The sequence below is a fragment of the Aureimonas pseudogalii genome (assembly GCF_014196835.1).
Taxonomy (GTDB): Bacteria; Pseudomonadota; Alphaproteobacteria; order Rhizobiales; family Rhizobiaceae; genus Aureimonas; species Aureimonas pseudogalii.
In genome coordinates, this window is the sequence record NZ_JACIEK010000004.1 from 128122 (window position 1) to 147089 (window position 18968).

The 18968-nt window shown below is 68.6% G+C and carries 18 protein-coding genes; 7 read left to right on the plus strand and 11 right to left on the minus strand.

Annotation, left to right across the window (positions count from 1 at the left end; translation table 11 throughout):
* Positions 1-4 precede the first annotated feature (4 nt).
* Positions 5-346 carry a cupin domain-containing protein gene (locus tag GGR04_RS10320; RefSeq protein ID WP_183199791.1) on the plus strand — a complete coding sequence of 114 codons (342 nt, stop codon included), beginning with the start codon at positions 5-7 and terminating at the stop codon, positions 344-346.
* Here GGR04_RS10320 and GGR04_RS10325 read toward each other — a convergent pair.
* From GGR04_RS10325 to GGR04_RS10340, 4 genes are all read right to left on the minus strand, one after another.
* On the minus strand, positions 336-1607 hold the full coding sequence (locus tag GGR04_RS10325; protein ID WP_183199792.1) for a cytochrome P450: 1272 nt from the start codon (positions 1605-1607) through the stop codon (positions 336-338). The genes GGR04_RS10320 and GGR04_RS10325 overlap by 11 nt on opposite strands.
* A gap of 103 nt (positions 1608-1710) precedes the next feature.
* Entirely contained in the window at positions 1711-2751 is a 1041-nt protein-coding gene (locus tag GGR04_RS10330; RefSeq protein WP_183199793.1) for an SOUL family heme-binding protein, read from the minus strand.
* Between the two features lie 247 nt (positions 2752-2998).
* Entirely contained in the window at positions 2999-3868 is an 870-nt protein-coding gene (locus GGR04_RS10335; protein WP_210291744.1) for a metallophosphoesterase, read from the minus strand.
* A gap of 19 nt (positions 3869-3887) precedes the next feature.
* Entirely contained in the window at positions 3888-7193 is a 3306-nt protein-coding gene (locus GGR04_RS10340) for a DEAD/DEAH box helicase (RefSeq protein ID WP_183199795.1), read from the minus strand.
* Positions 7194-7375: 182 nt separating this feature from the next.
* On the opposite strand from GGR04_RS10340, the gene GGR04_RS10345 reads away from it, so the two are divergent.
* Positions 7376-8209 carry a polyphosphate kinase 2 family protein gene (locus GGR04_RS10345; RefSeq protein ID WP_183199796.1) on the plus strand — a complete coding sequence of 278 codons (834 nt, stop codon included), beginning with the start codon at positions 7376-7378 and terminating at the stop codon, positions 8207-8209.
* 14 nt (positions 8210-8223) lie between these two features.
* On the opposite strand, the gene GGR04_RS10350 is transcribed toward GGR04_RS10345, so the two are convergent.
* Both GGR04_RS10350 and GGR04_RS10355 read right to left on the minus strand, forming a co-directional pair.
* On the minus strand, positions 8224-9846 hold the full coding sequence (locus GGR04_RS10350) for a Na+/H+ antiporter (RefSeq protein WP_183199797.1): 1623 nt from the start codon (positions 9844-9846) through the stop codon (positions 8224-8226).
* Positions 9847-9934: 88 nt separating this feature from the next.
* Entirely contained in the window at positions 9935-10366 is a 432-nt protein-coding gene (locus GGR04_RS10355; RefSeq protein ID WP_183199798.1) for a DUF4174 domain-containing protein, read from the minus strand.
* Between the two features lie 138 nt (positions 10367-10504).
* Between GGR04_RS10355 and pncA the strand changes: the two genes are divergently transcribed.
* Positions 10505-11134 carry a bifunctional nicotinamidase/pyrazinamidase gene (gene pncA, locus GGR04_RS10360; RefSeq protein ID WP_183199799.1) on the plus strand — a complete coding sequence of 210 codons (630 nt, stop codon included), beginning with the start codon at positions 10505-10507 and terminating at the stop codon, positions 11132-11134.
* 19 nt (positions 11135-11153) lie between these two features.
* Here the strand turns inward: pncA and GGR04_RS10365 are convergent, their stop codons facing one another.
* A complete protein-coding gene (locus GGR04_RS10365; RefSeq protein ID WP_183199800.1) occupies positions 11154-11738 on the minus strand; it encodes an NADPH-dependent FMN reductase in 585 nt (194 codons plus the stop codon).
* 95 nt (positions 11739-11833) lie between these two features.
* On the opposite strand from GGR04_RS10365, the gene GGR04_RS10370 reads away from it, so the two are divergent.
* Positions 11834-12214: a winged helix-turn-helix transcriptional regulator gene (locus GGR04_RS10370; RefSeq protein WP_183199801.1), complete on the plus strand. Its 381-nt coding sequence runs from the start codon at positions 11834-11836 to the stop codon at positions 12212-12214.
* A gap of 4 nt (positions 12215-12218) precedes the next feature.
* On the opposite strand, the gene GGR04_RS10375 is transcribed toward GGR04_RS10370, so the two are convergent.
* Both GGR04_RS10375 and GGR04_RS10380 read right to left on the minus strand, forming a co-directional pair.
* Complete coding sequence (locus GGR04_RS10375; protein WP_183199802.1) at positions 12219-13271, minus strand: histone deacetylase family protein; 1053 nt, start codon at positions 13269-13271, stop codon at positions 12219-12221.
* 20 nt (positions 13272-13291) lie between these two features.
* Positions 13292-14923 (minus strand): peptide chain release factor 3, encoded by a 1632-nt coding sequence (locus GGR04_RS10380; RefSeq protein ID WP_183199803.1) that lies wholly within the window; start codon positions 14921-14923, stop codon positions 13292-13294.
* A 205-nt stretch (positions 14924-15128) separates the two neighbouring features.
* On the opposite strand from GGR04_RS10380, the gene GGR04_RS10385 reads away from it, so the two are divergent.
* Positions 15129-15320, plus strand: a complete 192-nt coding sequence (locus GGR04_RS10385) for a hypothetical protein (protein WP_210291745.1) — start codon at positions 15129-15131, stop codon at positions 15318-15320.
* Here GGR04_RS10385 and GGR04_RS10390 read toward each other — a convergent pair.
* Positions 15317-16465 carry an extracellular catalytic domain type 1 short-chain-length polyhydroxyalkanoate depolymerase gene (locus GGR04_RS10390; RefSeq protein WP_183199805.1) on the minus strand — a complete coding sequence of 383 codons (1149 nt, stop codon included), beginning with the start codon at positions 16463-16465 and terminating at the stop codon, positions 15317-15319. The two genes, GGR04_RS10385 and GGR04_RS10390, sit on opposite strands and share 4 nt — an antisense overlap.
* A gap of 50 nt (positions 16466-16515) precedes the next feature.
* Positions 16516-16929 (minus strand): ribbon-helix-helix domain-containing protein, encoded by a 414-nt coding sequence (locus GGR04_RS10395; RefSeq protein ID WP_183199806.1) that lies wholly within the window; start codon positions 16927-16929, stop codon positions 16516-16518.
* Positions 16930-17053: 124 nt separating this feature from the next.
* On the opposite strand from GGR04_RS10395, the gene GGR04_RS10400 reads away from it, so the two are divergent.
* Both GGR04_RS10400 and GGR04_RS10405 read left to right on the plus strand, forming a co-directional pair.
* On the plus strand, positions 17054-18049 hold the full coding sequence (locus GGR04_RS10400) for a DUF808 domain-containing protein (protein ID WP_183199807.1): 996 nt from the start codon (positions 17054-17056) through the stop codon (positions 18047-18049).
* 132 nt (positions 18050-18181) lie between these two features.
* On the plus strand, positions 18182-18934 hold the full coding sequence (locus GGR04_RS10405; RefSeq protein WP_183199808.1) for a FadR/GntR family transcriptional regulator: 753 nt from the start codon (positions 18182-18184) through the stop codon (positions 18932-18934).
* The last annotated feature ends 34 nt before the right edge of the window (positions 18935-18968 follow it).

Here is an 18968-nt window from a genome sequence, read left to right on the forward strand (position 1 = left end):
CCGCATGCTGCTTCTGCCCATCGAAACCGCGTCCCTCGAACCCGAGACCAGCCGCCCGTCGCCGGAGAAGGTTCTGGCCGGCGATCCCGTCCATCGCACCTGGAACTGCGAGGACGACGGGGCCGGCCTCTATGCGGGGATCTGGGAATCGACCCCCGGCGAGTGGCGGATCGCCTACGATGAATGGGAGTATTGCGAGATTCTGTCCGGCATCGGCGTGCTCGCCGACGAAAGCGGCGAGGCGCGGCGCTACGCGGCGGGCGACGCGTTCGTCATCCGGCGCGGCTTTCGCGGGACGTGGCGCGTCGAGGAGACGACGCGCAAGCGCTACGTGATCAAGCTCTGACGGGATCGAAGCGGAGATCCAGCCTCTCCACGCCTCGGAAATGATATCTGTCGCCGTAGCGTGGCGGCTGCGCGAGACGCAGGTTCGGCAGGCGCGCCAGCGCTTCGAAGGCGAGCCGCAGCTCCAGCCGCGCGAGCGGCGCGCCGATGCAGAAATGCACGCCGCCGCCGAAGGCGACATGCGCGCGAGCCTCGCGCTCGGGATCGAACCGCTCGGGCGCGGCGAAGATCGCGGGATCGCGGTTCGCCGCCGCCAGCAGCAGCGCCACCTCGTCGCCGGGCCGGAGCCGACGCCCGGCGATCTCGGTCTCCGTGAGCGCGAAGCGGCGGAAGAGGTGCAGCGGCGTGTCGAAGCGCAGCGCTTCCTCCACCAGTCGGTCCGCTGTCTCCGGCGTGCTCGTCGCGGCCGCGAGATCGATGCCGGCGGTGAAGGCGGCCGCCAATCCGTTGCCGATCTGGTGCACGGTCGCCTCGTGGCCGGCATTGAGCAGCAGCGCGACCAGCGACACGAGTTCGTCGTCGCGCAACCGACCGTCCGGCGTCTCGGCCGCCGCCAGAGCCGAGACGAGGTCGTCCGCCGGGCGGGCGCGCTTCTGCGTGACGAGCCGGTGGAGATAGTCGGAGAACTCCGCCGACTCGGCATCGGCTCGCTGCTCCACCGCCTCGTCGCGGCCGAACTGATACATGGCGACCATCGCGTGCGACCAGCGCAGGAGATCGCCCGCGTCGCTCGCGGGAACGCCGATGAGCTCCGCGATGACGACGACCGGCAGCGGTTCGGCGAAGTGGGACACGAGCTCCACCTCGCCCGCCCCGGCGAAACCGGCGATGAGGTCTTCGGCGACGGCCACGATGCGCGGCGCCAGCGCCTCGATCCGCCGCGCCACGAAGGCGCGGGTGAGGAGACTGCGCAGCCGCGTGTGCGCGGGGGCCTCGAGGTCCAGCAGCGAATGGTCTTCCAGCGCCTGGAAGTTGCGGAGATGCGCCGGCACTTCGCCGCGATCCGGCCGTCCGCTGCCGTCCGGCGACAGGACCCGGCCGAACGTCCGGCTGCGCAGGATCCGCGAGACGTCCTCGTGCCGCGACAGCGCCAGACAGCCCGCCTCGATCCAGGTCGCCGCCGGCGCTTCTGTCCGCAAGGCAGCGTAGGTCGGGTAGGGATCGGCGAAGAAGACGGGGTCGCGCGGATCGAGCCGAAACGACAGGCCGTCCTCGGCAATGGCGAGGCTCGGCGGAAGGGCGGAAGCGGGAGCGAGGGTCATGTGGTCGTTCTGCCGGGCGGTCTTGCGGCGAGCAAGCCTCTCCAAACGAAAGCGCCCGCTCTTTCGAGCGGGCGCTGCAACTCGGTTCCGCGTCGGTGGCCTATCAGCGCTCGACTTCGATCAGGATCTCGTTGCGGCGCATGAAGCCGGGGGTCCAGGGCGCGTCGTAGAAGGCGTAGATCGGGTCGCCCTTCTGCTTCAGGTTCTCGTCGGCGACGTAGTTGTAGAGCGCCATCAGCTTCTTCGAGGCGAGCGAGGCCGAGAAGTTGCCGCTGAAGCGGATGGCGACCAGCCGCTTGGCCGGCACTTCTTGGATCGTCACCTCGTTCGAGTTCGGCGTCGGCAGGCTCGCCTTGGTGAACTTCTTCGGCATCACGAAGCGAACCGCCCAGCCCTTGGTGCGGCCTTCGCTCTCGGAGAGCTGCTGCAGCACCGGCACCGTCATCGCGATCTTCTTGCCGGACCGGTTGTTCGCAGCGATGAAGTCGTAGAGCGTCTCGAAGCCGCGGCGGCGGGCCTTCTCGTGGTAGCCGGTCTTCACGGTCTCCGCGACGATCATCGCGTCGTAGTCGCGGATCTCGATCTCGCCGCCACGGCGCACGACGTCGTATTCGGGCTCCTCGGCATGTTCGGCGATCTTTTTGGTGACGTAGAAGGCCGCGCCGACCGCGAGAATGGCGCCGCCGGCGATGAGCGCCGTGGAGACGTTCGGGCGATCGCGCAGATAATCGACGCTGCGCTGGTAGCCGCGCCCGCCCTTGAAGCTCGTGCGATGGCCGAGCGAGCCCAGCGAGAAGGAAGAGAGCGACGGCAGGTTGCCGCGCAGGTCATGGGCGCTGTCGGCGAGAGAAGAGCGCGCCTTCTCCAACGTCGATTTCGCCTCGTAGAGCGAGGACTTGGCATCGTCGGCGGACGGCACCGAAAGGCCGGTGAGGAAGCTCGGGAGATAGCGCGCGTAGCCGCGATCGGTCGCGCCATACAGGCGTCCCACCTCCTGCTCGACGGTGCGGCGCAGGCGCTCGGCTCGGGACGGACGCCGATTGAACCGCTCCACGACGCGCGACTCCAGGTCCGAAATCCGTTCGCCGATATCGCTGATGGTGTCCGTCAAACGGTCGTAGGCCGAAGGCTTGTCGCGAAACATCTCGTTCTCCTCAATTGGGGTCTCAGACGAAACGCGCGGAGACGATCGCCATACACAACAGATGCGACCGGGAGGTTCGGGTCGCGGGCCCTAAACGGGCCGCGCCAATCTTGGTTGCGCGCACACGGCAATTCCCGGCGCGCAGATCGTGAAGATTTCGTAAGGCTCGTGGCAACCTTTCGCGAGGCTGACCAATTAGAGGGCATCGGGTTTCATGGCCTGATACTCCAGCCAAACTTGGGCGGCCTCAGTGCCGCCCTTTTTTGTCCGGCAACGCGAAGGCGTTCGCGTCGGTGCCTGCGTGCCGGTCCGCCACGGTGCCGAGACCCCGATCGACGTGTACCGGAAGCGTCGGCTCGACCTTGCCTCGCGGCCCGGTCGCCCAGAACCGCATGGTGGCATCGAGCACGTCGAGCTCGACCATCGTGAGCACCGATCGAAACACCGCGCCGGTATCGAGCGAGATGCGGTTCTCGGTGACGTGCGGTCGCGCCGGCTTCTGGATCGTATGGCCGTGGACGACGATGGCACCGAGGGGCCCGACATGGTCGAGGAACGGCCGGCGGATCGAGAGGGCGTCCTCCATGCGCTGGTGATCGAGGGGCACGCCCGGCTCGATGCCGGCATGGGCGAAGACGAAATCCCGCCAGGTCACGAGGAGCGACGCGCCATCGAGAAGGGCGCGGTGGCCGGGTCGATCGCGCAGGATCGCCGTGCGGATCTCGCCCAGGCGTTCGTGGCCCGTCGCGTAGGATTCCAGCGTTTCGGCGCCGCGCTGCTCCAGCCACGACTCGGCATCGTCGATCATCGGCGGGGCGCCCGAGAGGAAGTGCCGCATCCAGTCGTCGTGGTTGCCGAGGCAAAGACGCGAGTCCGGCCACCTGGCCAACGCGTCGATCGCGAGATCGAGCACGCCGGCGCTGGACGGCCCGCGATCGACGAGATCGCCGAGAAGCACGACCGCGATACGGCGTGGCCCCGCGCGCGTTCGCGCCTCGATGAAGTCGAGCAGCAAGGCCAGGAGATCGGCCCGTCCATGCACGTCGCCGATCGCGTAGACCCGCTCCACCGCGTCGGGAAGATGGCTGATCCGCGTCACGACCGCAGGCATCGCCATGCAAGACGGCATGCGATCGTCACGATGCGCCGTCCACGCGGTTCAGGAGGGTCACCGCGGCGTTCAGCCGCTCGGCCGTGCCCTTCGTCTCTATGGGATAGACCAGCTTGCGGTCGCACCAGCGCCAGTCCGTCGGCACCGGCCGGCGCGTGGCCGCCTTCGCGCCTTCGTTGGTTCGGAACGTCGCGGCGATGCCCTTCGGACCGGCCGCCAGTTTCTGAATGCCGAGTTCGAAGCAGCGGATGCGCAGTTCCGCGAGCTTCAGCAGCACCTTGGCGGCGCGCGGTAGGGCGCCGAAGCGATCGACGATGTCGAGCTTCAGCATGTCGAGCGAGGCGCGATCCCGGACGTGGTCGATCTCGGCGTAGAGATTGATCCGCGTTTCGTCGTCGGGAACGTAGGCCTGCGGAATGCGGCCGGCGACGCCGAGCGCGATCTCCGGCACCCAGTCGTCGGGCACCGGCTTGCCTTCGGCGACGAGGAGCGCGCGCGTCAAGAAATGGCGGTAGAGCGTGAGCCCGACGAGTTGCAGATGGCCCGCCTGTTCCTCGCCGAGCAGATCGCCGGCCCCGCGCAGATCGAGATCCCGGGCACTGATCTGGAAGCCGGCGCCCAGTCGGTTCATCGCCTCCAGCGTGCGAAGCCGACGCTCCGTCTCTGGGGGAAGCCGCACGTCCTTTTCGGTCATCAGATAAGCGACGCCCCGCCGCGAGCCGCGACCGACGCGTCCGCGCAGCTGGTGCAACTGCGCGAGACCGAACCGGTCCGGCCGCCAGACGATCATCGTGTTGGCAGCGGGCACGTCGAGCCCGCTCTCGATGATGTTCGTCGCGAGAAGGATGTCGCCATCGCCCTCGGTGAAGCGCAGCATGGTCTCGTCCACCTCGTCGGCAGCCAGCTGGCCGTGGACGATGGCGACGTCGAGTTCGGGAACGAGCGCGCGCAGGCGATCGGCCATCGGCTGGATGTCCTCGACGCGCGGGCAGACCACGAAGCTCTGGCCGCCGCGGCGACGCTCGCGCTCCAGTGCTTCCTTGACGAGATCCCCGTCGAACTCGCTTAGCACGGTCTGGATGGGCTGGCGCAGCACCGGGGGCGTCGCGATGACCGAGAGCTCGTTCAGCCCGACGAAGCTCGCCTGCAGGGTCTGGGGGATCGGCGTCGCCGTCAGCGTCAGGCTGTGCGCGCCCTCCACGAGGTTGCGCAGCGCCGTCTTCTGCGCCGCGCCGAAGCGCTGCTCCTCGTCGATGGCCACCAGCCCGAGATCGTCGAAGGCGATGCCCTTGCCGCAAAGCGAATGCGTGCCGACCACGATCTGGATCTCGCCGGACCGCAGCCGCTCGCGGATCTGCTGGGCCTCCTTGGCCCCGCTTTGGCGCGAGAGATAGGCGACCTCCAGCCCGAACCCGGCGAAGCGCTTGGCGAAGGAGCGCGCATGCTGCTGGGCTAGGACGGTGGTGGGCGCCACGATCGCCACCTGACGCCCGGAAAAGGCGACGGCGGCGGCGGCGCGCAGCGCCACTTCGGTCTTGCCGAAGCCGACGTCGCCGCAGACCAGACGGTTCATCGGCCGGCCCGAGGTGAGGTCGCTCAGCACGTCGTCCACGGCCTTGGCTTGATCGGGCGAGAGCTCGTAGGGAAAGCGGGCGCAGAAGCGCTCGTAGCGGCGCCTGTCGAGCTTCACGGGCTTGCAGCGCGCCGCGTGGCGCTGCGTCATGCGCTCGGTGATCCGCTCGGCGGTGCCGCGCACGCGCTGGAGGATCGCGTTGCGGCGCTCCACCCAGTTGCCGCCCTTCAGCTTGTCGAGCGTCACGCCGCCGTCGCCGCCGGAATAGCGCCAGAGCGCGCCGATCTCCTCGACCGGCACCATCAGACGGCCGTCGTCGGCATAGCGCATGCGGATAACGTCGCGATGCGCCTTGCCATGTTCGAGCCGATCGAGGCCTTCGAGAATGCCGACGCCATGGTCGATATGAACCACGGCATCGCCGATCGAGAACGTCGCGTCGGCCACCGCGAAGGGTGTCGCCTCGGTGGTCGCGCGCACCGCGCCGGCCGTCTGGCCCGCGAGATCCTGCACCGCGACGACGACGACGCCGGCGTCGGGCACGCGGAAGCCTTCCGCGATCGGCAGCACGAGCCCGAAGCCGCCGCCCTCCGCAGCGAGGATCGCGTCCCAGCCGGTTCCGAGTTCGATCTTTCGGCCAAGCTGACGGCGGGCCCGGCGAACCCAGTCGTCGAGGAGAGCCTTCGTCGGCGCCGCCAGCACGAAGCTCTGGCCTGCTGGCTCGCCGTCGAGGAAGGCTGCAAGCGAGCCCCAGGGCGCGCGGTCTTCGGCGAAGCGAGGCACGAAGAAGTCGGCCGAGGCATGCGGGTCGTCGTCCACCACGGCGCCAAGATGCGCGGCCACGGCGGTTTCCCACTCGCGCGGCTCAAGGAACATGCGATGCGGTGCGACGGCACGGCGCCCGCCCGAGCGGGGTGCCTCTCGATGCGCCTCGTCGATGCCTTCGAGGAAGGCCTGCGCCCGGCGCGCGACGCCGTCCTCGATCAGGATGGCGGCATCGCCGAGATAGTCGAAGACGGTGTCGAGCGCGTCGTAGTGCGTGGAGAGCGCATGCTCGCGGCCGACCGCCGCGCCGAGATCGGTCGGCGCCGAACCTGGAATCTCGCTCGCTGGGTCGACGATCAGCATCTCGCATTCCGAGATCGTGCGTTGGCTCGCTGCATCGTAGGAGCGGATGGCGACGACGATGCCATCATGGTGCTCGACGCGGCAAGGCGAGCTGGCCGCGGCAGGAAAGAAGTCGATGACCCGGCCGCGGATCGCGGCTTCGCCCGGCTCGTCCACCCGGTCGTCGAACACGTAGCCGATGCGGCGAAGATGCGCCTCGACCTCGGTGACGTCGATCGCGTCGCCGACGCGGAACTCGCGGTGAAGGTCGGTCCAGATCGCGCGGGGCGGAACGCGCCGTAGAAGCGCCTCGGCCGTGGTCACCACGATCGCCGGGCGGTTCTCGGCGTTGGTCAGCCAGCGTAGCACGCCCATGCGCTGCCCCATCACGGAGCGGGACGGCGAGCAACCGTCGTAGGGCAGACAATCCCACGGCGGCAGATAGGCCAGCGGGCGCTCTGGATCGAAGGCCGAGAGCACCGCCATGATGTCGCGCGCCCGGCGCGCCGTCTGCGCCACGTAGACGAGCGTTCGTCCCCTCTCGCGAGCCGCCTGCCGATGGATGACCGCCGCGCTCGCACCGATCGGATGGAGCGGCGCGAGTTTTTCGGCCGACAGGGACTGGCTCTCGAGAGTGACGGACTGAAGCATGAACGCGTGAACCTTCGGCAGACGATCGGGTCTTCCTTACGAAACGTCGGCCCGTCGGCAACGATCCGGAGCGGACGCGTCGTCCACCGGAATCTTCCGGTCGCGGAACCCGTCTTTCCGGGGGATGGACGCGCCTGCCGGGTGCGGCATTTAAGCATCGACGAAACCGAAGGACACAATTCATGACCGGCGAGACCAAGCATTCCAAGGCGCGGGACCATCGCCCTCTGTCGCGACTCGACATGGGCGCGACGATCGACAAGCACGAATACGAGACGCGGCTCGAGACCATCCAGACGACGTTCCAGAAGATCCAGCAGGCCTATCTGCACACCGGCGACAGCGCGGTGGTAGTTTTCGAGGGCTGGGACGCGGCGGGCAAGGGCGGCACCATCCGGCGCATGTCGTCGGTCATGGATCCGCGCGGCTTCAAGGTCTGGCCGATCGCCGCGCCGACGGAGCAGGACCTGAAGCATCACTATCTCTCGCGCTTCTGGCAGCGCCTGCCGGGCCAGGGAGAGATCTGCGTCTTCGACCGATCCTGGTACGGCCGCGTGCTGGTGGAACGGGTCGAGGGCTTCGCCACCCCCGCGCAGTGGGGCCGAGCCTACGAGGAGATCAACGATTTCGAGCGCCTGTTGACGGATGCCGGCACCCGCATCGTCAAGCTGTTCCTCTACATCACCCCGGACGAGCAGCTGCAGCGCTTCGAGGACCGGATGAAGGATCCGCTGAAGCGCTGGAAGCTTTCCTACGAGGATTTCCGCAACCGCGAGCGCTGGGACGACTATCTCGATGCCGCCAACGAGATGATCGAGCGCACCTCCAGCCGGTCCGCACCCTGGATCGCGCTGCCGGCCAACGACAAGAAATATGCGCGCATCGAGGCGCTCGGTGCGATCGCGGACCGGCTGTCGGAGGGTGTCGACCTGAACCCGCTGCCGATCGACGACAAGCTCGAACGCCAGTACGAGCGCATGCTGGAGGCCGACCGAAAGGCGTCGAAAAAAGACTGATCGCGAAGCTTGCGTCAGCCCTCGGCGAAGCGCGTTTCGAGCAGGTCCACCTCGCGGATGAGACGCGCCAGAAGCGCGTCGGGGATGGTGTGGCGGCGGCGCAGGTCGAACAGGGCGTCCCGCTCCGCCCGCAGGCCCGCCAGTCGCAGCCGGCGCTCCGCCTGAACCATCTCCCGGCCCCGAGATGTGCCGCTGGCCTCGGCGCCGTCGTCGTATCGTTGGTATCGCTGGAGGGCACGCACCGCAGCTTCGTCGTAGAGCCCGGGATCGCTGGCCGTGCGCGAGAGCGAGGCGCGCAACGTCTGGATTGCGTCGCGCGCGGCCTCGCCGGCCTTTGCGCGCACCATGCGTTCGTGATCGACCGCTTCCGGCGCCGGCGGCAGCTGAATGCGACGCAACACGATCGGCAGCACCAGCGTCGCGGCGAGGAGCGAGACGAGAATCACCGTCATCGCCAGGAAGATCGCGAGATCGCGCGCTGGAAAGGGCGAGCCGTCGGCGAGGGCGAAGGGCAGTGTCAGGATGCCGGCCAGCGTGACTGCGCCCTTCACGCCCGCCAGCGAGGTGGCGAGCGCCAGGCCGAAGGGGAAGGGTCCCCTAGGCAGGCCGCTGCGGCGCCCCCTGCGCAGGGTCAGCGCGATCGACACGCAGACCCAGACGAAGCGCAGGAACGCGAGCGCTGCGGTGATCGTGACCGCGAGCAGCACCAGACGGAGCGGCCCGCCTTCGAGCAACGCGCCGCCCGACGCGCGTTCGAGGATCACCGGAAGCTGCTCGCCGAGGAGCACGAAGATCGCGCCGTTGGCGGCAAGTTGCACCGTATCCCACACCGCGCTGCGCCGCATGCGCGTCAGCGCCAGCGCGCGGCCCTGGTTCTCGACATAGCTCATGGTGATGCCGGCGGAGACCGCCGCCAGGATCCCGGATGCGTGGACCTTCTCGGCGACGAGATAGACGGCGAAGGGAATGAGAAGGCTGAGCAGAGTCTGCGTGCCCGGATCTTCGCCGACGCGCGACAGGATGCGCTCCTGCAGGCGGGTGACCGCGAGCGTCACGAGAACGCCGAGCGCCACGCCGACGAGCGACAGCCAGACGAAGGTCGCGAAGGCGTCGGTCGGGGAGAAACTCCCGGTGAGCGCGGCCGCAACGGCGAAACGCAGGCAGACGAGGCCCGAGGCGTCGTTCAAGAGCGATTCACCTTCGAGAATGTGCATCAGGCGCTGGGGCACCGGCGCCTGCTTGGCGATGGCCGAGACGGCGATCGGATCGGTCGGCGCGAGCACCGCCGCCAGCGCGAAGGCGACAGCGACCGGCATGGACGGGATCAGCGCGTGGATCAGCAGACCGATGCCGACCACCGTGAACACCACGAGGCCGAGGGCGAGCGCCAGGATGAGCCGACCGTCCTGCCGCAGGGCCGCCTTCGGAATGCGCCAGCCGTCGAGGAAGAGCAGCGGCGGCAGAAGCAGCAGAAAGAAGATCTCGGGGTTCAGCACCGCGCTCGGCAGCGGCGACAGTGCGAGCCCCACGCCGAATGCGATCTGAATCAGCGGCAGCGGGATCGGGAGAATGCGCTCCGCCGTGCCGCTCACGGTGACGGCGACGAGGAGCGCCAGGATGACGAAGACGATTTCCATGCGAGATCCCGCGGCCGGCGTTGCGCCGGGTTAAGCGCGAATGCCGGATTCGGACAACGGGAAAGTCGTCGGAGGCCCGAGGCGGGCCTTATCGCATCTCGCTTCGGCGCATCGGCATCGCGTCGATCGTGTCGAAGACGGCACCGATGGGGAACGGTGCCGCCGCGCGCCATTTGATGCCGCCGTCCTTCCCGATGAGAACGGCGGAGACTTCGGCTTTGTCCTTCGGCCGAAGCCGTGCCGCGAGCGAGGCGGACGTCTCGCCGGAGGGCGGGCTGCCTTGCACCGCGAGGATGCGTGAGCCCGCAGCGGCGAAGACGACGAGGTCGCGCTCGCCGAGGCCAGCCGCTGCGCCGCGCAACGCCTCGATCTGACGAACGAGAACGGGATCGTCTGCCGCCGGCGCGAAAAGCACGAGCACGCGGCTGTTCCAGCGCAGATCCTCGAGCGTCGCGGAGGCTGCCGGGAGAACCGACACCCCGGCGAGAAGGGTCGCCGCTGCGATGAAGAACTTCGACATGGCGCCATCCATTTCGACAACCGGTCCAGCTCGGTCAACAACGAAGCGGCAGCCGCGTTCCGCCTCAGGTTTCCCGTGGCGCTGCGGCGAGGCCGATCGTAGCGTGCGCATATCCGAAGCCGGGAGCCGCGAGTCGCCATGTCCTTCGAACCAAGTCCAAGCGACGCGCTGATCGTCGTCGATGTCCAGAACGATTTCTGCCCCGGCGGGGCGCTTGCGGTTGCGGGCGGCGATGCCGTGGTGCCGGTCGTCAACGCGCTGGCCGCGCGCTTCGCCAACGTGGTGCTGACGCAGGACTGGCATCCCGCCGGCCATGTCTCCTTCGCCGAGACGCACGGACGCGCGCCCTTCGAGACCGTCGAACTCGCCTACGGGACACAGGTGCTCTGGCCGACCCATTGCGTGCAGGGCTCGTCCGGCGCCGAATTCCATCCCGGCCTGTGCGTGCCCCATGCGCAGGCGATCGTGCGCAAGGGGTTCAACGCGGCCGTGGACAGCTATTCCGGCTTCCGAGAGGCCGACCGCACGACGCCGACGGGGCTTCGCGGCTACCTCGGGGATCGCGGGATCCGGCGGGTCTTCGTCTGCGGTCTGGCGATGGATTTCTGTGTCGCGTGGACGGCCTTCGACGCGCGCGACGCCGGGCTCGAAGTCGTGGTCGTCGAGGACGCCTGTCGCGGCATCGACCTCGACGGATCGATGGCGCGCTCCTTCGGCGAGATGGCGGAGCGCGGCATCGCGCGGCAGACGGCCGCCACGCTAGGGTAGAGTGGCGGCCGGTGTATCGTTAGCCGGCGTCGGCCTGCGCGGTGGTCTTGGGCTCGGAGGTGCGCTCGATCCACTTCGCGAAGCGGTCGAGATAACCGCCGAGGAAGCGCGCGGTCGCCGCGTCGCTGACCGTGCCGTCCTCCGCGAAGAGCTCCGGCTTGTACTGGAAATAGACCTCCGGCTGGCCCATCAGCACGACATCGACGACGGTGAGCACGCTCTTCAGATGGTTCTGGCCGGCTGCCGTGCCGGTCGCGCCCGGCGTGGTGCCGACGATGCCGCCGGGCTTGGCCGCGAAGGAGTTGCGCCCGTAGGGGCGGGTGCCCCAGTCGATCGCGTTCTTGAGGACGGCGGGGAACGAGCGGTTGTACTCGGGCACCACGAAGAGCACGGCGTCCGCGCCCTCGATCTCGCGCTTCATCCGGGCCACCGGCTCGGGCGGCTGGCCTTCGACGAAGAGATCCTCGTTGTACATCGGTACGTCGCCGAGTTCGACGAAGTTGAATTCGAGGCGCTCCGCCGCCAGATGGCCGAGCGCCTCGGCGAACTTGCGGTTGATGGAATCGCGACGCAGCGACCCGACGAGGACGGCAACCTGTTTCATGAGACAGAAACCTTGTATGGAAAAGTGACCAAGGGCATTTGAGCGACTGTCGGCCGCGCCGCAAGACGGCACCTTTTTCTCCGTAGGTCACCGCCATGGAACCGACCCATCTTCATCCGCCCGTCCGCTGCCGGATGATCGACGAGGTGCTCTCGTTGATCGGCGACAAGTGGACGATCTACGTCGTGGTGATGCTCGGGCAGGGCAAGCGTCGCTTCTCGGAGCTCAAGCGCGAGGTCGACGGCATCTCGCAGAAGATGCTGACGGTGACGCTGCGCGGACTGGAACGCGACGGCTATGTGACGCGCACCGTCCATCCGACGATCCCGCCTCGTGTCGACTACGAACTGACCGAGCTCGGACGCGACCTCCTGGTGCCGGTGCGCGCGCTCGGCGATTGGGCCAGCCGCCATGAGGCGCGCGTTGTGGACGCGCGCATCCGCTATGACACGCGGCTGGCACAGGCCGCCGAATAGCGCTTCAGCGGTGCGATTGGAGGAAGCGTTCGGTGAAGAGCGGCGCGGCTTCGGCCACCGCCGCCAGCGAATAGCCTCCCTCCTGCACGATCACCGTCGGCAGATCGAGCGCGGCGATGCGCTCGCCGATTTTGCCATAGGCCGCCGTGGTGACGGCGAGGCGCGAAAGCGGATCGGCGCCGTGGGCGTCCCAGCCGGCGGAGACGACGAGCGCCTCGGCGCCGAAGGCGGCGATGGCCTCGCAGAGCGCGCCGACGGCACCGGTAAATTCCGCATCGCCCGCACCGAAGGCGAGCGGAAGGTTGAGATTGAAGCCCTCGCCCTCGCCTTCGCCGCGCTCGTCGGCATAGCCGAAGAAATGCGGATAGTAGGCGCTGGGGTCGGTGTGGACCGAACAGACGAAGACGTCCGGCCGCGCGGAGAAGATCGCCTGCGTCCCGTCGCCGTGATGGGTGTCGAAGTCGAGAATGGCGACCTTGGCGAAGCGCGCCCGCAGCGCTTGCGCCGCGATCGCGGCATTGTTCAGGAAGCAGAAGCCGGAGGCCCGGTCATGATAGGCGTGGTGTCCGGGCGGGCGGCAGAGCGCGAAGCTTCGCCGTGCGCCACCGGCCACGTCACGGGCCGCCGAGGTGGCGGTCTGCGCCGAGGCATAGGCGGCGTCGTAGGTGCCTTCGGTCATCGCGCAGGACAGGTCGCCGACGTACCAGCCCGTGCGGCCGAGAATGCCGGTTGTGCGCGGGCGCCCTCGCGCGCCGAGGCCCGCCGTACCGGCCGAGTAGGGGTGAACGTTCGGAAACACTTCCGGTCCCGCGTTCGGCAGGGCTGCGAATTCGGCATAAGCCGTCCGCAGGTAGTCGACGTAGTGATCGGCATGGACGGCGAGGATCGGCGCCAGCCCATGGTCGTCCGGCTCGAAAGCCTCGACTCCGAGCGTCTGCAGCGCCGCCTTCAGCGTCTCGGCGCGATCGGGGTTTTCGAGCGGCCGGACGATCCGGCCGTGCACCAGATACTGCGTCGGCCGATGGCGAAGCTGGGTGGGCGAAAAGTAGAGCTTCACCGGCAGGGCTCCCGTAAGGGTTAGACAGAGACGAGTTCGCGCGTTTCCTCGAAGCGGATGTCGGGATTGCGCTCCCGTGCGTAGCGCAGCTCCCAGTCGCTCTTCGGCAGGTAGACCGGCCGCTCGTCGCGGTCCTGCGCCACCTGCATGACGTTGTCCTTCATGAAGTCGCGAAGCTTCTTCTCGTCGTCCGAGGTGATCCAGCGCGCCGTGGAATAGGGCACCGGCTCGAATCCGATCTCGGTCTTGTATTCGCCGCGGATGCGCGAGGCGAGAACGTCAAGCTGCAGAGGGCCGACGACGCCCACGATCCAGTTGGAGCCGATCATCGGCTTGAACACCTGCACGAGGCCCTCTTCCGCGAGGTCTTCCAGCGCCCGGCGCAACTGCTTCATGCGCATCGTGTCTTCCAGACGCACGCGGCGCATCACTTCGGGCGCGAAGGAGGGCAGGCCGGTAAAACGGAAGGGCTCGGCCTCGGTCAGCGTGTCGCCGACGCGCAGCGTGCCGTGGTTGGGAATGCCGATCACGTCGCCCGCGAAGGCTTCCTCGGTCAGCGCGCGCTCCTGCGCGAAGAAGTAGATGGGGTTGTTGATCGCCAGCGGCTTGCCGGAGCGCACGTGGTTGAGCTTCATGCCGCGCTTGAAATGGCCCGAGCAGAAGCGCACGAAGGCCACGCGGTCGCGGTGGTTCGGGTCCATGTTGGCCTGGACCTTGAAGACGAAGGCCGAGACGTCCTTCGTCTCGGGCGAGACGGCACCCTTGTCGGAGGGCTGGGGGCGCGGCGGCGGCGCATAGCGCGCCACGAGCTTCAGAAGCTGGTCCACCGAGAAGTCGCGCAACGCCGAGCCGAAGATCACCGGCGTCAGGTGGCCCTGGCGGTAGGCGTCGGTGTCGAACTCAGCATAGCCGTCCCGCGCCAGCTCGGCCTCCTCGTGGAAGCGCTCGGCGACATGGGCCGGCAGCATCTTCGTCAACTCGGGATCGTCGATCCCCGACATCGGCTTGACGCTGTCGAAAGTGCCATTGGCACGCGTCTTCGAATAGAGGAACTCGTTCGAAGCGAAATCGTAGCAGCCCTGGAAATCGGTGCCCATGCCCACCGGCCAGACCTGCGGCGAGACCGAGAGGGCGAGCGCCTCCTCGAGTTCGTCCAGCACCTCGAACGGGCTGCGGCCCTCGCGGTCCACCTTGTTGACGAAGGTGATGATGGGAATGTCGCGGAGGCGACAGATCTCGAACAGCTTGCGCGTCTGCGCCTCGATGCCCTTGGCCGCGTCCACCACCATGATGGCGCTGTCGACGGCGGTGAGCGTGCGGTAGGTGTCTTCCGAGAAGTCGCTGTGGCCGGGCGTGTCGAGAAGGTTGAAGGTGATGCCCTCGCGCTCGAACGTCATCACCGAGGAGGTGACGGAGATGCCGCGCGACTGCTCGATCTCCATCCAGTCGGAGCGGGCCCGCCGGTTCTCGCCGCGTGCCTTCACGGCGCCCGCCATGTTGATGGCGCCGCCGGCGAGCAGCAGCTTCTCGGTGAGCGTCGTCTTGCCGGCGTCCGGGTGCGAGATGATGGCGAACGTCCGGCGGGTGGCAAAGCCGTTCGCGGCGGCCTTGCCGGACGCGGGCGTCGGCGTCATGTCCGTCGCGGCGCTCATGGGTCTTACCTTCGTCGATGGTCGAAACGGGAGGCGCGCCGGTCGTGGGCTCGACGGCGCGGGGTTGCGCCTACATGACGCCTCGCTCGCGCGACCGCAAGTCGGGCTCGCCGGGCTGCCGGCATCGGCGGCCGAAGAGGCAGGGCCCGGCAGCCCCACAAAAACCGTGTTGCAGGCCACACCTTCAACCGGGGACGCTGGGAGCATGAACATGATCCACTTGCATCGGTCGGAAGGCGAAGTGGCCTTTACCCAAGGCATTCCACGCAGCCGCAACCCACACGCCGTCGAGACGCCCGAATGGAACGAATGGATGGACGGGTTCGACGCCGCCGCGAGCCAGGCCGAGAACCCCCACGGGGTCTCGCCGCCCGGCGACCACGTCCGGGTTCTCTAGGCGCTCGCGCTGTCGCCGACCGCGAAGAAGAAGCGCACCATCTCCGCACTCGCATCCGGCCCCGCCGGATCGGTGTAGGTGCCGGCGGCGCTGCCGCCGGACCAGGCGTGGCCGGCACCGTGCAGGATCCACTGCTCGCAGAAGCTCCGGCCCGCGTCGTCGCGATAGACGCTGCGCTCGAAGCCGACGCCGCCGTCGGAGCGGCCGTTACGAACCTCGACCGACGACGCCTTCGTGCCGCCGGCCTGGGTGACGATCCGGTCGCCGTTGGTGGAATGCACGGTGGCGTCGCGGTCGCCATGGAAGACGATCGTGGGCACGCGGATGCGATCCGCCGTCACGGGCGCGCCCCCCTGGCGCATCGCTGAGAAGGCGGAGGGCATGTCCGAGGCCGCACCGGCGGGAAGGCCGGAATGCACGCCGGCGGCGGCGAAGACCTCGGGATATTCGGCGGCGAGGAGGGCGGCGGTCGCCCCGCCCGCCGAGAGGCCGGCCACGAAGATGCGCGCGCGGTCCACCGACTGCGCCTCGCAGATTTCGGCGACGATGCCGGCGAGGATCGCCAGTTCGCCGCTGCCGCGGCGCTGGTCGGCCGGCTGGAACCAGTTCCAGCAGCCATTGGTGTTGGCGCCGCGATCCTGGGCGGGATACGCGACGATGAGCCCATGACGCTCTGCCAGCGCGTTCATGCCGGTGCCCACCGCGAAATCGTCGGGCGACTGGGTGCAGCCGTGCAGCATCACGAGGAGCGGCCGCGGTCCGTCCTTGCTCCTGCCGGGGACGTAGAGCCTGTAGGATCGGCTTCCGGCAGCGTCCGCATGGCGGAACTCGGCGAAGCTCGCACCCGGCGCGATCTCGGGCACGGGCGTCTGCGTCCCACCGAGGCTGCCGAGGTTCAGCCCCTTCAGGCCGGTCTTGAGGGTCGAGGCGAGATCGTTCAGCCGGTCTTTGCTCATCATGCCGTCGCCCTTGCGGGCCGGAGGGGCGCTCGCCGTCAGGTCGATCGTCGGCCCGTGGTGTGACGGCGCGGCTTGCCCGTCCGGCGTCGGCCCCGCACCTTGCAGCAGCGCCATCGCCTCCGACAGGCGGCCTTCGCGGGTGAGGCGCGTCGCCTCTCGCATCGCGTCGAGATTCATGGGCTTCATCGGAAAGGTCCTTGGGGTTCGGGGAGCCGAAGAATTCGGGCGGGATGCCGTTAGCGAATGCGCCCGGCGAGCGCCGCCTTCACTGCGGGGCTCGCTTGGAGCGCGCCCAGCACGTGGATCGAGGCAATGGTCTCGCGCGCCAGTTCCGGCGTTACGTCGCCCTCGATTACCGCGAGGCCCAGCACCTGGATCGTCAGGCGCTCTCCTGCCGCCTGTGCGGCTTCGAGGGTGCGGCGGTCGTAGCGGCGAAGGCCGAGGTCGAGATCGTGACGCTCCACCGACCGGCGCAGCACGTCGTCGTGGCGCCCGATCTGGTTGCGGATCGCCGTGCGGATGAAGTCGGAGCGGTTGGAGTAGAAGCCGTCGGCGACGAGCAGGTCGATCTGGCCGAGATCGACATGGCCGAGGTTGATCGTGATCTTCTCGCTGTCGGGGATCTTCGCCAATCGCTCGTCTTTCGCCATCCGTGTGGATGGTATTTGGATGGCCTCGGATGTTTCTGCAAGGGGCGTCGATCCCGGCATTTGACTCCCGGCGATTTGCCGGCCCCATGGGTGCCGAGGTGAGACGGGAACGCGAGGACGCCCCATGAGTATCGGATTGATCGCGCTGCTCGACGACGTGGCGGCGCTCGCCAAGGTCGCGGCCGCCTCGCTCGACGACGTCGCGGGGCAGGCGGCGCGCGCCGGGGTGAAGGCGGCCGGCGTCGTGATCGACGATGCCGCCGTAACGCCGCGCTACGTGGTGGGCTTCTCGCCGGCGCGAGAGATCCCGATCGTCTGGCGCATCGCGCGCGGGTCGCTGCGCAACAAGCTTATCTTCCTGCTGCCGGCCGCCCTGGCGCTCGGCGCCTTCGCGCCCTGGGCGATCACGCCGCTGCTGATGCTCGGCGGCGCCTATCTGAGCTACGAGGGCACCGAGAAGGTGGCCGAATGGCTGTTTCCGCATGCCGCGCATGCGGCCTCGGAGGTGGCAACGGACACGTCCGTCGTCGATGCGAAGGCGCTGGAAGACCAGCGCGTCGCCAGCGCGATCAAGACCGACTTCATCCTGTCCGCCGAGATCATGGCGATCACGCTCGCGGCGGTGCCGGACGGCGGCTTCTGGACCGAGGCCTTCGTGCTGGCGGTGGTCGCGATCGGCATCACGGCGGTGGTCTATGGCGGCGTCGCGCTCATCGTGAAGGCTGACGACATCGGCCTGTCGATGGCGTCCGGCCGCTGGTCCGCGACGGTCGGGTCGCTCGGCCGGGCCTTCGGGCGCGGGCTGGTGGTGGGCATGCCGGTTTTCCTCAAGGTCCTGGCGGTGATCGGCACGGCCGCGATGATCTGGGTCGGCGGCGGCATCCTGCTGCATGGCCTGGAGGGCTACGGCATCGCGGCGCCCGCCCATCTCCTGCACGACGCTTCGCTCGCCGTGGCCGGTGCCGTCCCGTTCGGCGGGGGATTGTTCGGCTGGCTCGTCACCGCCGCGGGGTCGGGGATCGTCGGTCTCGCGGTCGGTGCGATCCTCATTCCGCTCGTCGGCCGGGTGTTCGCTCCGCTCTGGGCGCGCCTGCGGGGCAGGGAGGCCGTCGCGCACTGACGAGCGGTCGGCGGGGCGGGGGAGGCAACCGCGGCCTTCGGCGCGGCCGGCGGCCTTGACAGGCTCCGGCGTATCGGCAGAATGAACTGGTCTGCCGGGCAAACCAGGTGGGCCCCTGGCTTCTGGTCTTCTATGTCGCTCACCCATTTCGTTCTCGAACACGCGTCCGAACTGCAGGGCGGCATCGTCCGTCGCAACATTCGCGACGTCGTGGCCGGCAAGATTGCGATCCTCATCGCCTCCGGCATCTTCAAGATCGGCGACGACCTGCCGAGCGAGCGCGATCTCGCCTCCGCGCTCCAGGTCAGCCGCGAATCGGTGCGCGGCGGGATCCAGATCCTGGCGGCGCGCGGTCTTCTCTCGGTGGTGCACGGATCGCGCACGCGCGTCGTGTCCGACGAGGTCGGCGCCGAGTTCACGCGAATGCGCGAGCCTCGTCTCATCAACGGCTACGGGTTGGACGACATTCACGCCGCGCGCCTTCTGGTGGAGCGCCCGGTGGTCGGCGACGCCGCCGAGCGCATCGATGACGAGACGATCCGGTTCCTGCGCGAAGCCGTCAAGACCCAGCGCGCGGCGACCGAGGACCCCGTCCGCTTCCTCATCAGCGACCGCGAGTTTCACCTTGCCGTCTACCGGGCCTGCGCAAACCCGGCGCTCGCCGATTTCGTCGGCGATCTCTACGCCTACATGATGGAGCATCGCTGCCGCGCCGTGGCCGAGCCCGGCGCCATCGCGCGCAGCGTCGGCGACCACGAGGCGATCCTTGCGGCTTTGGAGGCAAGGGACCGCGCGCGCACCGTCGCCGCCTTCGACACCCATCTCGAACGCATCTACCGCACCACGCAGGACGTGCTCGGGCCCGGCGATCCGTCCGCCGCCTGACCGACAAGGATCGACGCGCCGGAACCGCAACAGC